The organism is Jannaschia seohaensis (assembly GCF_900116765.1).
GTDB lineage: Bacteria > Pseudomonadota > Alphaproteobacteria > Rhodobacterales > Rhodobacteraceae > Jannaschia > Jannaschia seohaensis.
Map to the genome: position 1 here is coordinate 127,326 of NZ_UETC01000005.1, position 14,121 is coordinate 141,446.

The window sequence follows — 14,121 nt, forward strand, 5'->3', positions numbered from 1 at the left end:
CCGCCTATCAAGAAGTGATGAGCGGTACGCTGCCTTCCTTGGACGCCATCGTCGCGTTCCTAGCCGTGCTGGAGGAGGGTAGCCTTTCGGCTGCGGCGCGTCGACTGGGGCGCGCCCAGCCGACGGTGCGGCGACAGATCGAGGGACTGGAGGCGGAGATGGGAGTCGCGCTCTTCACCCGCGCCGCCAACGGGTTGGCCCCGACCGAGACGGCACGGGCACTGCTGCCGCGGGCGCGTGCCCTGCGCGCCCAGGGCCACGCGTTCCACCGCGCCGGGACCGAGGATCGCGACGCGCTGTCGGGCCCTGTCCGCATCACCGCGAGTCGGATCGTCGCCACCTATCTTCTGCCCGGAATCCTTGCGCCGCTTTTGGCAGAGGCGCCCGGAATCGGCCTGGAGCTGGCCGCGACCGACCGGGTCGAGAGCGTGTTGCGGCGGGAGGCGGACATCGCGGTCCGGCTCCTTTCCCCGCCCCGCCAGGCGGCGGTGGTGCTGCGCAAGGTGGCGCCGCTGCGCCTGCGGCTGCATGCCGCTCCGAGCCTCGCGGGGAGTCTCGATCCCGAGGCCCCGCTGGCGCACCTGCTGGCCACCGCACCCTTCGTCTGGGAAGATCGGAATGACGGGATGGCTCGGGCGCTCTCAGCCCGCGGCTTGGCGCCGCCCCGGCGGATCGTGCTGCGCACCGACGATCCCGTCGCGCAGCTCGCTCATGTCGCTGCCGGGTTCGGGATCGGCGTCTGTCAGGAGCGGATCGCCCCGGCGCTCGGTCTCCGCCCGCTGGCACCGGACTGGGCGGAGGACATGCCCGCCTGGATCGCGATGCACGAGGACCAGCGTCAAGTCCGACGGGTCCGGGTCGTATTCGACGCGCTGGTGGCGGCCTTGGGTTGAAGCGGTCAGGCCGTTTCGGCCATCCGCTCCTCGAAGGACATCTCGATGAAGCTGGGCACGTGGTCGCCCAGGCCGACGACCCGGGGGCCGCGGTCGTCACGGTCGCGGCCTCGGCCTCCGCGGCGGGGGCGGCGGTCGGCTTCGCGGCTCGGGGCCTGCTCCTCGGCCTGGGGCGGCGCCTCGACCGGGGTCTCCTCGGCGGGCTTCGCCTTGGAGCGGCTGCGGCTGCGGGATTTGCGGGGCTTGTCCTCGGCCTCGGCTTCGGGCGCGGCCTCGTCGGCCTTGCCGCCCGGGGCCTGCCATGGGTTCTCGCCGCGGGGGATCGGCTTTTCGATCAGGCGCTCGATCGCGTCGAGATATTTCTCGTCCGACGGCGTGTAGAGCGTATAGGCCGTGCCCAGCTTGCCCGCGCGGCCCGTGCGGCCAATGCGGTGGACATAGTCCTCGGCATGGGAGGGCACGTCGAAGTTGAACACGTGGCTCACATTCGGAATGTCGAGCCCGCGCGCCGCCACATCGGAGGCGACCAGGAACCGCAAGGAGCCGTCGCGGAACGCGTCCAGCGTGCGCGTGCGCTGCGACTGGTCCAGATCGCCATGGATCGGTTCGGCGTTCAGGCCGTGCTTTTTCATCGACTTCGCGACCACATCGACCTCGGTCTTGCGGTTGCAGAAGATGATCGCGTTGCGGCAGGCCTCGCCGTCCCGCTCGATGATCGAGCGCAGGATCGCGCGCTTGTCCTTGGCGGCGTAGTGCTTGTTCTTCGGCGTATGCTCGATCAGGATCTGGGTGATCGTGTCAGAGGTCGTGTTCTGCCGCGCCACCTCGATCTTCACGGGGTTCGACAGGAAGGTGTTGGTGATCCGCTCGATCTCCGGCGCCATCGTGGCCGAGAAGAACAGGGTCTGGCGGGTGAAGGGTGTCATCTCGAAGATACGCTCGATATCCGGGATGAAGCCCATGTCGAGCATCCGGTCGGCCTCGTCCACGACCATGATCTCGACACCGGTCAGCAAAAGCTTGCCGCGCTCGAAATGGTCGATCAGGCGGCCCGGCGTGGCGATCAACACGTCGACGCCCCGGTCGATCAGCTGGTCCTGCTCCTTGAAGGAGACGCCGCCGATCAGCAGGGCCTTCTTGAGGCGCGAGCCCTTGGCGTATTGGTCGAAATTCTCGGCAACCTGGGCGGCCAGTTCGCGCGTCGGCGCGAGCACCAGCGAACGCGGCATCCGCGCCCGGGCGCGGCCCTTGCCGAGCCGCGTGATCATCGGCAGCGTGAATGCCGCCGTCTTGCCGGTGCCGGTCTGGGCGATGCCCAGCACGTCGCGGCCCTCCAACGCCGGGCGGATCGCGCCCTCCTGGATCGGGGTGGGGGTGGTGTAGCCGGTGGCCTCGATGGCCTTCAGAACCTTCGGATCGAGGTTCAGATCGGAAAAGCTGGTCATGTGCGTCCTGTCTGGAGAGCGGGGCCGCATTGCCCCGACGCTCGGGTGGCGGAACGCGTTAGAACCCAGCGCTCCTCGGAATCCTCTGCCTGCACGATCATTGCGCGCGGGCTTCGCGTATCAAACACCTCGCGCCCGGTCAATCGCAGGGACCTGCGCGGGCATTATCTGGCGCTTATCGGGTTATGTCGTGTCTCCAAGGTCAGTCTTCAAGAGGGGTGACGATATGCCGAAAAGAAACGGACGCGCCCTTTGGGAAGACGGGTTGAAGGAGTGCACGGGGACTGTCTCGATGGGATCCGGCATGCTGGACGCACAGCCCTGCGGCTTCAACACCCGGTTCGAGGAGACGCCAGGCACCAATCCCGAGGAGTTGGTCGCGGCCGCCCCTGCCGCCTGCTTTTCGATGGCGGCTTCGCGGTGACCGTCTCGCATCTGACCGTGTCGGTCTCGGTGCCCGGGGCGGAGGTGGATGCGGTGCGTGCGACCTGTGAGACGGCCAAGACGAATTGCCCGATTTCCAAGCTGTTGACGACCGAAATCACGATGGATGTGACGGTGGCCTGACTGCCTTCGGGTGGGTCGCTGGCCCATAGCCCGCCGCAAGCACGGCGCGCGTCACCGGGTTCGTCAGAATCGTGACGTCATCGGGCGGCAGGCTTTCCGGCGGCCCGTACCCCTCCGGCGCGTAGGGCAGGGCGCCCTGGTGCGTCACCAGATAGGGACGGCCGTCCGAGGCGAAAAAGCTGCCCTCGGGGAGGTCCTTCGCCGCGCCGGTCTCGTGCCGCAATCGGCGCGCGCCGGGCAAAGCCCGCGCCGCGTGTAGTCGGTCGTCCATGACCTGCGCCCCCTCCCGCGCGCCGAACGCCGTGGCCCACGCGGCACACCATGCGTCATAGTCCGCGCGCCTGCATTCGGCGCAGGGACGGTGTCCCGCGGCCAGCGCCACGGCCTCGTCCAGAAAGAACAGTTCGGTGTAGCGGCCCGGCGCGAGGATCGCGCGGCGCCTGCCTTTGAAGGAGAGCACGCAGCACACCCAGTTCTTGCCCACCCACCGCCGATTACCGATCGTGCCGCCGGCGTCGTGCAGCATGCCGCGATTTCCCATCATGGTCCCGCGCGCCTTCGTGGCCAGGAACGTCCCGTCGGGCTGGACGCGGTTCGGATGAGGCATCAGCCGCCGGTGTCGAGCCGGGCCGCGAGGGCGGGATCGTCCTCCGCTGCCGCCTCGATGCGGGCGGCCCAACCCGGACGCGCGCCAAGCTCAGACAGCGGGTCGGCGAGGCGCCCGCCCTCATCCAGCGGCAGCCCGGCGCGGAGCGCGGCGAAGGCGAGTTCCGGATCCTCCGCGATCAGCGCGTCCATGACGGCGCCGGTCCAGGCATCGGGCGTCTCGGTCTGCGGTTCCTCGGTCGCGAGATACGCGACATAGCGCGCGGCGAAGCGGTCCAGCGGCAGGTCGCCGGGGGGCAGGGCGTCGGTGTCCTCGGGCAGGCCAATAGCGCGGGCGACGGTGGCGCGGGGGATCATGGGCGGGGTCTGTCGGTCAAGGGGCAGGGTCAGTCGAGGGTGAACCGATAGGCGTATCTTCGCAAGGCCAGCGCGGGCACCGCGCGGGCGGCCGCTTCCACCGGGGGGTGAGGATCCGCTCCGATCGGATAGCTGCGCACAGCGATCCCTTCCTCTTCCGGCAGGTCGGCCATGTATCCCAGGATCCGAGCCACCGCCTCCGGCCGGGTCGTGCCCGCCTTCAACTCCACCACGACAAGGGGGCCGCCCGCCGTGCGCCCTCCGGGCGGATGAAAGCCGAGAGGGTGGAGGGACTTGGTTAATTTCCGGTTTACGCCAAGGCCCGCGCCCTAGACCATCATCTCCTTGGTCGCGCTGAGGACCACCTTCGGATGGTCGCGCTCGATCCGGTCGATGTCCCATTGCAGCCGGGTCAGGAAGACCGGGGCGCCATCATTGTCATAGGCGATGTGCTGGCTGTTCTTGGCGATGACCGCCTCGACCGCGTCCTTGGGTCCGCTGATCCAGCGGGCCGACTTGAACTGCGACGGGTCGAAGCGGACCGGCAGGCCGTATTCCTGCTCGATGCGGCTGGCCAGCACCTCGAATTGCAGCGCGCCGACCACGCCCACGATGAAGCCCGAGCCGATGGCGGGCTTGAAGACCTTGGCCGCGCCTTCCTCCGCGAATTGCATCAGTGCCTTTTCGAGATGCTTCGCCTTCATCGGGTCGCCCGCCCGCACGCCCTGGAGCAGTTCGGGCGCAAAGCTCGGAATGCCGGTAAAGCGCAGCGCCTCGCCCTCGGTCAGCGCATCGCCGATGCGGAGCTGCCCGTGGTTCGGGATGCCGATGATATCGCCGGCCCAAGCCTCCTCGGCCAGTTCCCGGTCGGCGGCGAGGAACAGCACCGGGTTGGAAATCGTCATCGCCTTCTTCGAGCGCACATGGGTCAGCTTCATCCCGCGCTCGAAATGGCCCGAGGCGAGGCGGACAAAGGCCACCCGGTCCCGGTGCTTGGGGTCCATGTTCGCCTGCACCTTGAAGACGAAGCCGGTGACTTTGGACTCGTCGGCCGAGACCTGCCGGGGCTCGGCGCGTTGCGGCTGCGGCGGCGGGCCGAACTCGGCGATGCCGGCCATCAGCTCCTGCACCCCGAAGCTGTTGATCGCGCTCCCGAACCAGATCGGCGTCAATGTCCCTTCGAGGAACGCCTTACGATCGAAGGCGGGCAGCAACTCCCGCGCCATCTCGATCTCCTCGCGCAGCTGCGCGAGCATGTCGGCAGGCACGTGCTCGGCCAGCTTCGGGTCGTCCAACCCGGTGATCTTGACCGTCTCGGCGACACGGTTGCGGTCGGCCCGGTCCATCAGCTCCAGCCGGTCGTGCAGCAGGTCGTAGCAGCCCAGGAAGTCGCGCCCCATCCCGATCGGCCAGGAGGCGGGGGTCACGTCGATCGCCAGATTCTCCTGGATCTCGTCGATGATCTCGAAGGTGTCCCGGCTCTCCCGGTCCATCTTGTTGCAGAAGGTCAGGATCGGCAGGTCGCGCAGGCGGCAGACCTCAAACAGCTTCTGTGTCTGGCTCTCGACCCCCTTCGCCCCGTCGATCACCATCACGGCCGCGTCCACGGCGGTGATCGTGCGATAGGTGTCCTCGGAGAAATCCGAGTGGCCCGGCGTATCGACCAGGTTGAACCGATAGCTCTGGCCGCCCCGCTCGAAATCGAAGGACATGGCCGAGGCGGAGACGGAGATCCCGCGATCCTGCTCCATCTTCATGAAGTCCGACCGCGTGCGCCGCGCCTCGCCCTTGGCGCGCACCTGCCCCGCCATCTGGATCGCGCCCCCGTAAAGCAGGAACTTCTCGGTCAGCGTCGTCTTGCCCGCATCCGGGTGCGAGATGATCGCGAAGGTTCGGCGGCGGCCGATCTCGGGCGGGAGAATGGGGGCGTTGTCGAGCATGGCGCCCCTATAGGCGCGCGGAGCGGGGCTCGCAATCGGCCGCAGGCGTTAACCAAACGGACAGGCGCGGGCGGTAGCCTCGCCGTCAGGAGGAGCGCCGATGCGTCATTTCCGACATCAGGGCCGCGCGCTCGACTGGGCCGTGCACGCGGCCGTCCGTGTCGTCTCGCGCGGCTACCACATGCTGCGCGCCGCGTGTGCCGGCCATGCTGCGTCATAGGCGGCCCCGTCGAATTCCGCGCGCTGCTCCTGCAAGAGATCGCCGACGCTCGGCAGATCCGGCGCCGGCGTCTCACCCCAGAGCCCCGCGCGCAGAATCGCCCGCGCGCATTGGCTGTAGACTTCACCGATGGTGATGGCCGCGATCAGGGTTGGACGGCGGCCGCGTTCTTCGAACCGGGCGATGAGCTCCGGGTCCGTCGTGAGCCTGGCCGTCCCATTGACGCGGATCACGTTGGCGGATCCGGGAACCATGAACATCAGCGACACGCGCGGGTCGCGCACGATGTTGCGCAAGCTGTCGAGCCGCTGGTTGCCGCGCCAGTCGGGCAGCAGCAGGGTGCGCGCGTCCAGCGCCTGCACGACCGGTCCGTCATCGCCGCGCGGACTGGCATCGGTGCCCTCTGGCCCGACCGTCGAGAGGATGCAGAACCGCGAGGCCAGGATCCAGCGCCGATAGAGCGGCGTCAGCCGATCCGCCACCTTGTCCAAGGCCGCCGCGCCGGGCGTACCATAGAGCGCGTGCAGCGCTTCGAGATCGGTGATGTCGTGACTCACGGCGTCTCTCCTTTGCACCGCTTGGGTCGGGGCACTCCCCACCTCATCACGGGTTCACAAATACTCAATCCAACCATCGACCACTCCGCACCGCCCTCTCGGCCGGCGCGCGGCGCGACAGCGCCCGGACGGGCGGGGGCTCGATGCCCCCGTCCGGCCGCGCCGCCGCTCAATGGGTGGGCTCGACCACCGGGTCGATCAGCGTCCGGCCGCCATCCACGGTCAGGATCTGACCGATCATGAAGCCCGACGCGTCCGAGACCAAGTATTGCACTGTCTCCGCCAGCTCCTGCGGCGCCGCGATGCGGCCCATGGGCGTGGCGTCGATGATGGCCTGGCGCAGGTCGCCCTCTTCGGCGATGCGCTGCATCAGGTTGGCCGACATCACCGACCCCACGGCCAGCCCGTTCACCCGGATCCGGTGGGAGGCGAGCGAGACCGCGAGCGACCGGGTCGCCTGGTCAAGCGCCGCCGCCGAGATCGAATAGGCCAGCAATTCGGGTTGCGTTCGCCGCCCCGCGATGCTGCCGACATTGACGATGGAGCCGATGATCCCGCTGTCCTGCTTGTCCTCCTCGGCTTGGTGGATCATGCGCTTGGCCACGGCCTGGCTCAGGCGCAGCGCGGTCAGCAGGTTCTGCTCCAGCAGGGTCGAGACGCTCTCGTCCTCGGGATCGAGCGGATCGGTGATCATGATCTGGCGCGAGGCGTTCACCAGGATGTCGACCCGGTCGAAGGCGTCGATGGTCGCCGAGAGAAGGTTGGCGATGGTCAGCCGCTCCCGCAGGTCGCCGGCGAAATAGCGCAGGTTTCCGGCTTCCATGGACTGGGCGTCGCCGATCTCGTCCTCCAGCCGGTCCTCGTCACGGTCGGCGAACATGACGTTGGCGCCCTGTTCGACGAAGTGCCGGGCGATGGCGAGGCCGACGCCGTTGGCGGCGCCGGTGACGATGGCGGTCTTACCTTCGATGCTGAGGCTCATGCCTGTCTCCGGATTGGGCGGCGGGCCGCGATCACCTTGTAGCCCTGAGCGTCGTCCAGGACGGTGACCTCTCCGAAGGCCGCGTTCAAGGCTGCCTCGTAGGGCAGATGGCGGTTTGCGACCAGCAAGACGCGGCCGCGCGGGCTTATCAGTCGAGCGGCGGCGGCGATGAAGGCGCGGCCCAGATCCGGGTCCGCCTTGCGCGAGCTGTGGAAGGGCGGGTTTGTGACGATGACGTCGAACGGCCCCCCCTCCCAGCGCGTGGCATCGGCCCAGTGAAACCGCGCGCGCGGATCGGTGATGTTGGCGCGGGCGCAGGCCAACGCGGCGTGCTCGGCCTCGACGAGGTGACATTCCGTCACCTTGGGCTCTGCCAGCACGCGCGCCGAGAGATAGCCCCACCCCGCGCCGAGGTCGCAGACCCGGCCCGCCAGATCGCCTAGATGCTCCGCCAGGAGCGCCGAGCCCGGGTCGATCCCATCGGCGGAAAACACCCCCGGCGCCGTGAGGAACCCGTCGACCGACGCGGGCGGCGCCGCCCAGTCCTCGGGGGTCTCGGCGGGCGCCTCGAAGGCGAAGCATTTGCCATGGGCCTTGGAATAGACCTCGCCCACGGGGGCGGCGGCGCGCACGCGCTTCAGCACCGAGTCGATGCCGTCCGCCTTGGCGCCATCGACGATCACCGGGCCGCCCGGGCCGACCCGCGCGCAGGCCCGGGCCAGCATGTCGAAGGTCAGCGCCTTGGCGCGGGCGGCGAAGACGATGGCGCCTGAGAAGCTGCCCTCCGCCTCGGGCGTCACCGTGACGCCGCGCGCCTCCAACGCCTCGAAGTCGGGGCGGAACCCTTGCTCCGCCACAATCCGGTCGAGCGGTAGCGCCTCGGTCGAGAGCCCCCCCGGCGGCCGCATCAGCAGCACGCGCCCCGTCTCGGGCAGCGCAACGATCCCGCCTGAGAGCGCCAGCGATAGTCGGTCAGTCATGGAGGAGGACTACTCCTCTTTCTCCATTGTGCATTGCAGCGGGTGCTGATGACGCCGGGCGAAATCCATCACCTGCGCCACCTTGGTCTCGGCGATTTCGTGAGAGAAGACGCCGACCACCGCGACCCCCTTCTTGTGGACCGTCAGCATGATCTCGACCGCGTGCGAATGGCCGATGCCGAAGAAGCGCTCCAACACGAGCACCACGAATTCCATCGGGGTATAGTCATCGTTGAGCAGCAGCACCTTGTAGAGCGGCGGCTTGGCCGTCTTGGGCTTGGTTTTGGTGACGACGGAGACGTCGCCATCGCCATCGTCGTCTTTTTCGGCCATGGCCTGGAAGATGTCGTCGCGCATGGGCGCAGCCTCTGGCGTTTGAGTCTGGAACCGATCGGTCCCACGATATAGGCGGCAGAGGCCTAGAGGAAAGAGGCGCGGATGACCAGCCTTACGACGATCGGCTTCGATGCGGATGATACGCTCTGGCATAACGAGACGGTCTTCCGTCTGACGCAGGACCGTTTCGCGGACCTTCTGCGGGACCATGCCGATCCCGATCACCTGATGGAGCGGCTCTTGGCGGCGGAGCGGCGCAATCTGGGGCATTACGGCTTCGGCGTGAAGGGCTTCGTGCTGTCGATGATCGAGACGGCCATCGAGGTGACGGAGGCGCGCGTCCCCGCCTCGACCATCGCGACCCTGCTGGAGGCGGGGCGGGAAATGCTGCGTCACCCGGTCGACCTCTTGCCCGGCGTGGAGCAGACGGTGCGGGCCCTGGCCGCCGACTATACGCTCGTGATGATCACCAAGGGCGACCTGCTCGACCAGGAGCGCAAGCTCGCCGAGAGCGGGCTGGGGGAGCTGTTCGACGGGATCGAAATCGTCAGCGAAAAGACGCGGGAGACCTATCTGCGCGCGTTCTCGCAGCATGGGGAAGGCCCGGAGCGGGCGCTGATGGTGGGGAACTCCATGCGCTCCGACGTGCTGCCCGCGATCGAGGCCGGGGCCTGGGGTGTCTACTGCCCGTCGGAGCTGGAATGGGCGCTGGAGGCGGCCGAGCCGCCCGAGGGCGCCGCGCGCTATCGCCGGATCGAAACCCTGGCCGATCTGCCCGCGCTGGTCGCCGGGCTGCGCTGAGCGGGGCGCGACAAAGCGCTGCGTTACGATTGACGCCCCGTCCCGCGCTCCCCATACCGTCTCCCGACGTAATTCCAGGGAAATCGACATGTCCGAGACCATCGAACGCGAAAGCATGGAATACGATGTCGTGATCGTCGGCGCGGGCCCCGCGGGGCTGTCGGCGGCGATCCGGCTCAAGCAGCTCGACCCCGAGCGCTCCGTGGTCGTGCTCGAAAAGGGCTCTGAGGTGGGCGCGCATATCTTGTCGGGCGCGGTGCTCGACCCGGTGGGCCTCGACGCGCTGATCCCCGACTGGAAGGAGAAGGGCGCGCCGCTGAATGTCCCCGTGACCTCGGACGCGTTCTATGTGCTGGGCGAAGAGGGTAAGATCCGCGTCCCCAACGCGGTCATGCCGCCGCTGATGTCGAACCACGGCAACTACGTGGTCTCGATGGGCAATGTCTGCCGCTGGATGGCCGAACAGGCCGAGGAATTGGGCGTCGAGATCTTCCCGGGCATGTCCTGCTCCGAGTTGGTCTATGACGCCAAAGGCAACGTGAAGGGCGTCGTCGCGGGCGAGTTCGGGATCGAGCCGGATGGCACCAAGGGCGCCGGATACGAGCCGGGGATGGAGCTCCACGGCAAATACGTCTTCCTGGGCGAGGGCGTGCGCGGATCGCTCTCGAAGCAGGTCATCGCGAAATATGGCCTCGATGCCGACGCGGACGTCCAGAAATACGGCCTGGGCATGAAGGAGATCTGGGAGATCGATCCGGCGAAGCACCAGCCCGGCAAGGTCGTCCACACGATGGGCTGGCCGCTGGGCTCCAATGCGGGTGGCGGCTCCTTCATCTATCACCTTGACAACAATCAGGTCTATGTCGGCTTTGTCGTCCACCTGAACTACAAGAACCCCTATCTCTTTCCCTACATGGAATTCCAGCGGTTCAAGCATCACCCCATGGTCGCCGAACTGTTGGAAGGCGGGAAGCGCGTGGCCTATGGCGCCCGCGCGATCACCGAGGGCGGTTGGCAGTCGCTGCCCAAAACGGCCTTCCCGGGCGGCGCGCTGCTGGGCTGTGCCGCAGGCATGGTCAACGTCCCGCGCATCAAGGGCAACCACAACGCCATGCTCTCGGGCAAGGCGGCGGCCGAGGCGGCCCATGCGGCCATCGAGGCCGGGCGCGCCTCCGACACGCTGGAGGCGTATGACGCCGAGGTGCGCACGGGGGCGATCGGCAAGGATCTCAAGAAGGTCCGCAACGTCAAGCCGCTCTGGTCGAATTACGGCCTCGCCGCCTCGCTGACCGTGGGCGGCGCCTCGATGTGGATGAACAACCTGCTGGGCTGGTCGCCCTTTACCGCCAAGCACGGCAAGTCCGACGCGGAGTCCACCGAAGCCCATTTCGGCTATGAGCCGATCAATTACCCCAAGGCCGATGGCGTCCTGTCCTTCGACCGGCTGACCAACGTGGCCTATTCCTTCACCAATCACGAGGAAAGCCAGCCGGCCCATCTCAAGCTGAAGGACCCGAAAGTGCCGGTCGATATCGGTCTGGCCCGCTATGCCGGGCCGTCGCAGCGCTACTGCCCTGCCGGCGTCTACGAGTTCATCGGGGAAGGGCCCTCGGCCAAGTTCCAGATCAACTTCCAGAACTGCGTCCACTGCAAGACCTGCGACATCAAGGATCCGGCGCAGAACATCACCTGGACGGTTCCGCAGGGCGGGGACGGGCCGAATTATCCGAACATGTGAGCTGACGCTTTCGTGATACGGGAGGCGCCGGGCGTCCGGCGCCCCCGCTTGAACCCCCGTGCGGCGCCTCGTAGCGTTGCGCCATCCATCGCACGAGGAATGCGTATGACCTTTCGCCCGCTCCTGCTCGCCGCAGCCCTCGCGGTCTCGTCGCTGACGGGTCAGGCCCCTGTGCAAGCGCAGGGGCTGTCGGGCCCCTATCTCGCCGCGCGGATCGCCGGGTATGGCAACGATTACGACGCCGCGGCGGAGTATTACGTGCGCCTCCTCGATCGCGGCGCGCGGGAGCCGCGGATCCTGGAGAACGCCGTCGTCATCCATTCGGCCCTGGGCCAGGTCGAGGAGGCCGCCGAGGCCGCCCGCCTTTTGGATCAGGAAGGCGCGCAGAGCCAGTTCGCCGATGGCGCGCTGCTGCTGGAGGCGCTGGTCAACGAGGAGTACGAAACGGCCCGCGCCATGATCCTCGACCGGGGCGTTGCGGGGGCGCTGCTGGACGGGCTGCTGCTGGGCTGGATGGCGGTCGCCGAGGGCGATCAGGAGGCGGCCATGACCGCGTTCCAGGATCTGGCCGAGACCGAAGGTTTCGCCCCCATTGCGCATCTGCACCGCGCCTTCGCCCTGGCCATGACCGGCGACTATGCTGCGGCCGACGACATTCTCTCCGGCCGGTCCGATGGGCCGATCGGGGTCTCCGCGCGCGGGGTGGAGGCGCATGCCCAGATCCTGCTCGCCCTTGATCGCCCGGACGACGCGCTGGAATTGCTCACCCAGGCCAATGCCCAAACGAACCGCCCCGCCTTGCAGGACCTCGCCCAGCGGGTCGAGGCCGGGGAGGAAATCGGCTGGAGCTTCGTCACGGAGCCGGCCCATGGCATGGCGGAGGCCTACTTCACGCTGGCGGCGATCTTCGCCGGCGAGACCTCTTCGACCTTCACGCTGCTGGCCGCCCGAGCGGCCAACGCGCTGCGTGCCGATCATGTCGATGCGCTCGTGTTGACCGCGGAGCTTTTGGACGAGCAGCAGCAATACGACCTCGCCGTCGAGGTGCTCAACCGGGTGCCCGGCGACGACCCCGCCTATTTCGGTGCCGAGATCACCCGCGCCGAGGCGCTGCTGGCCGCAGAAAAGGAGGACGCCGCGGTCGAGGTGCTCTCGGCCCTCACCAAGTCGCATCCTGACCGGCAGACCGTCTGGGCCGCCTATGGCGATACGCTCCGCCGCCTGGAACGCTTCCAGGAGAGCGCCGCCGCCTATGACCGCGCGCTGGAGCTGGCGCCTGGCGGTCAGGCCCGCAACTGGTATCTGCACTATGTCCGCGGCATCGCGCTGGAGCGGACGGACCAGTGGGATGCCGCCGAGGCCGATTTCCGCGCCGCGCTGGAGCTGAACCCCGACCAGCCCCAGGTGCTGAACTATCTGGGCTATGGGCTCGTCGAAAAGCGCGTCAAGCTGGCCGAGGCGCTCGACATGATCGAGCGGGCGGTCGCCGCGCGCCCCGAGGACGGCTATATCACCGACTCGCTGGCCTGGGTGCTCTACCGGCTCGGCCGCTTCGAGGAGGCGGTGGAGCCGATGGAGCGCGCTGTCGATCTGGAGCCGCTCGACCCGATCATCAACGACCATCTGGGTGACGTGCTCTGGAAAGTCGGTCGCAAGCGCGAGGCGGAGTTCCAGTGGGAGCGCGCGCTCTCCCTCGACCCCGAGGAGGAGGACGCTGAGCGCATCCGCCGCAAGCTGGAAGTCGGGCTGGACGTCGTGCTGGAGGAAGAGGGCGGCGTCGGCGCGCTGGAGGCCGCCGAAGAGTGACGCCCGATCCGGGTTTCGCCCCCGCCAAGATCAACCTGACGCTGCATGTCACCGGGCGCCGGGCGGATGGCTACCATCTGCTCGACAGCGTCGTGGCCTTCGCGGATCTCGGGGACAGGCTGACGGCCGGTCCGGGGGACGGGCTGACGGTTACGGGCCCCTTCGCCCAGGGCGTGCCGACCGATGACACCAATCTGATTCGCCGCGCTTTGGACATGGCGGGCGCTCCCCGCGCCGTCGTCTTGGAAAAGAACCTGCCCCATCCGGGCGGGATCGGGGGCGGATCGTCGGATGCGGCGGCGGCGTTGCGGCTGGTGGGCGCGGTTTTGCCGACCGAGGCGCTGCTGCGCCTCGGCGCCGATCTGCCGGTCTGCGTGGCCGCCCGCGCCGCCCGGATGCGCGGCATCGGAGAGCGGGTCGACCCGCTCACCTTGCCGCCACTGCCCGCGGTCCTGCTGCATCCGGGGCTGGACTGTCCGACCGGCGCCGTCTTCAGCGCGCTGGCCAGCCCTGACAATCCCGGCCAGGCCGCCGTGCCGGAGCGCAGCGACGCGCCGACATTTCTCCGCTGGCTCGCCGCGCAGCGCAACGACCTGGAGCCGCCCGCCATGTCGGCCGCTCCCGGCATCGCTGCCGCGCTCGATGCGCTCCGCGGCACGGGCGCGGCGCTGGCCCGTATGTCCGGCTCCGGCGCGACCTGTTTCGGCATCTATGACAGCCCGGAGGCCGCCCGCGCCGCCGCCGCGCGGCTCGACCGCCCCGGCTGGTGGGTCCGCGCCACGACCCTCACCTGACCGCGTTCACCCCTCGTTAAGGTTAACGCGCCGCCCCCCCTCATCACGGGTTCAAAAATACTCAAATCCCGACCGCGCCCCGGGGCCCCGACGCCGGAG

14 protein-coding genes and 1 pseudogene are annotated in these 14,121 nt (G+C 68.4%); 6 read left to right on the forward strand and 9 right to left on the reverse strand.

Annotated elements, in window-relative coordinates; genetic code table 11:
• Positions 1 to 17 precede the first annotated feature (17 nt).
• Positions 18 to 893: a LysR family transcriptional regulator gene (locus tag DTQ71_RS12470; protein WP_170125421.1), complete on the forward strand. Its 876-nt coding sequence runs from the start codon at positions 18 to 20 to the stop codon at positions 891 to 893.
• A 5-nt stretch (positions 894 to 898) separates the two neighbouring features.
• On the opposite strand, the gene DTQ71_RS12475 is transcribed toward DTQ71_RS12470, so the two are convergent.
• A complete protein-coding gene (locus DTQ71_RS12475) occupies positions 899 to 2,338 on the reverse strand; it encodes a DEAD/DEAH box helicase (protein WP_109564623.1) in 1,440 nt (479 codons plus the stop codon).
• Between the two features lie 226 nt (positions 2,339 to 2,564).
• Between DTQ71_RS12475 and DTQ71_RS12480 the strand changes: the two are divergent.
• A pseudogene (locus DTQ71_RS12480) lies at positions 2,565 to 2,905 on the forward strand (OsmC family protein).
• Here DTQ71_RS12480 and DTQ71_RS12485 read toward each other — a convergent pair.
• The 8 genes from DTQ71_RS12485 to clpS all read right to left on the reverse strand — a co-directional run bounded on the left by DTQ71_RS12485 (position 2,880) and on the right by clpS (position 8,904).
• On the reverse strand, positions 2,880 to 3,431 hold the full coding sequence (locus tag DTQ71_RS12485; protein ID WP_245947486.1) for a hypothetical protein: 552 nt from the start codon (positions 3,429 to 3,431) through the stop codon (positions 2,880 to 2,882). The pseudogene DTQ71_RS12480 and the gene DTQ71_RS12485 sit on opposite strands and share 26 nt — an antisense overlap.
• Positions 3,432 to 3,511: 80 nt before the next feature.
• Positions 3,512 to 3,868 (reverse strand): hypothetical protein, encoded by a 357-nt coding sequence (locus tag DTQ71_RS12490; RefSeq protein ID WP_109564625.1) that lies wholly within the window; start codon positions 3,866 to 3,868, stop codon positions 3,512 to 3,514.
• A 29-nt stretch (positions 3,869 to 3,897) separates the two neighbouring features.
• Positions 3,898 to 4,101, reverse strand: coding sequence for a hypothetical protein (locus DTQ71_RS12495; RefSeq protein WP_109564626.1), 204 nt, complete (start codon positions 4,099 to 4,101; stop codon positions 3,898 to 3,900).
• Positions 4,102 to 4,197: 96 nt separating this feature from the next.
• On the reverse strand, positions 4,198 to 5,808 hold the full coding sequence (locus DTQ71_RS12500; protein ID WP_109564627.1) for a peptide chain release factor 3: 1,611 nt from the start codon (positions 5,806 to 5,808) through the stop codon (positions 4,198 to 4,200).
• A 174-nt stretch (positions 5,809 to 5,982) separates the two neighbouring features.
• A complete protein-coding gene (locus DTQ71_RS12505) occupies positions 5,983 to 6,585 on the reverse strand; it encodes a pyridoxamine 5'-phosphate oxidase family protein (RefSeq protein WP_109564628.1) in 603 nt (200 codons plus the stop codon).
• A 169-nt stretch (positions 6,586 to 6,754) separates the two neighbouring features.
• Positions 6,755 to 7,567 carry an SDR family NAD(P)-dependent oxidoreductase gene (locus DTQ71_RS12510; protein WP_109564629.1) on the reverse strand — a complete coding sequence of 271 codons (813 nt, stop codon included), beginning with the start codon at positions 7,565 to 7,567 and terminating at the stop codon, positions 6,755 to 6,757.
• Positions 7,564 to 8,547, reverse strand: coding sequence for a class I SAM-dependent methyltransferase (locus DTQ71_RS12515; RefSeq protein WP_109564630.1), 984 nt, complete (start codon positions 8,545 to 8,547; stop codon positions 7,564 to 7,566). The genes DTQ71_RS12510 and DTQ71_RS12515 overlap by 4 nt, the downstream gene beginning before the upstream one ends.
• Before the next feature lie 9 nt (positions 8,548 to 8,556).
• Positions 8,557 to 8,904, reverse strand: coding sequence for an ATP-dependent Clp protease adapter ClpS (clpS, locus tag DTQ71_RS12520; protein ID WP_109564631.1), 348 nt, complete (start codon positions 8,902 to 8,904; stop codon positions 8,557 to 8,559).
• Between the two features lie 81 nt (positions 8,905 to 8,985).
• Between clpS and DTQ71_RS12525 the strand changes: the two genes are divergently transcribed.
• The 4 genes from DTQ71_RS12525 to DTQ71_RS12540 all read left to right on the forward strand — a co-directional run bounded on the left by DTQ71_RS12525 (position 8,986) and on the right by DTQ71_RS12540 (position 14,022).
• Positions 8,986 to 9,684 (forward strand): HAD family hydrolase, encoded by a 699-nt coding sequence (locus tag DTQ71_RS12525; RefSeq protein ID WP_109564632.1) that lies wholly within the window; start codon positions 8,986 to 8,988, stop codon positions 9,682 to 9,684.
• 88 nt (positions 9,685 to 9,772) lie between these two features.
• Complete coding sequence (locus DTQ71_RS12530; RefSeq protein WP_109564633.1) at positions 9,773 to 11,422, forward strand: electron transfer flavoprotein-ubiquinone oxidoreductase; 1,650 nt, start codon at positions 9,773 to 9,775, stop codon at positions 11,420 to 11,422.
• A 105-nt stretch (positions 11,423 to 11,527) separates the two neighbouring features.
• Complete coding sequence (locus DTQ71_RS12535; protein WP_170125422.1) at positions 11,528 to 13,228, forward strand: tetratricopeptide repeat protein; 1,701 nt, start codon at positions 11,528 to 11,530, stop codon at positions 13,226 to 13,228.
• On the forward strand, positions 13,225 to 14,022 hold the full coding sequence (locus DTQ71_RS12540) for a 4-(cytidine 5'-diphospho)-2-C-methyl-D-erythritol kinase (protein WP_109564635.1): 798 nt from the start codon (positions 13,225 to 13,227) through the stop codon (positions 14,020 to 14,022). Before DTQ71_RS12535 ends, DTQ71_RS12540 begins: the two co-directional genes overlap by 4 nt.
• Positions 14,023 to 14,121: the final 99 nt, after the last annotated feature.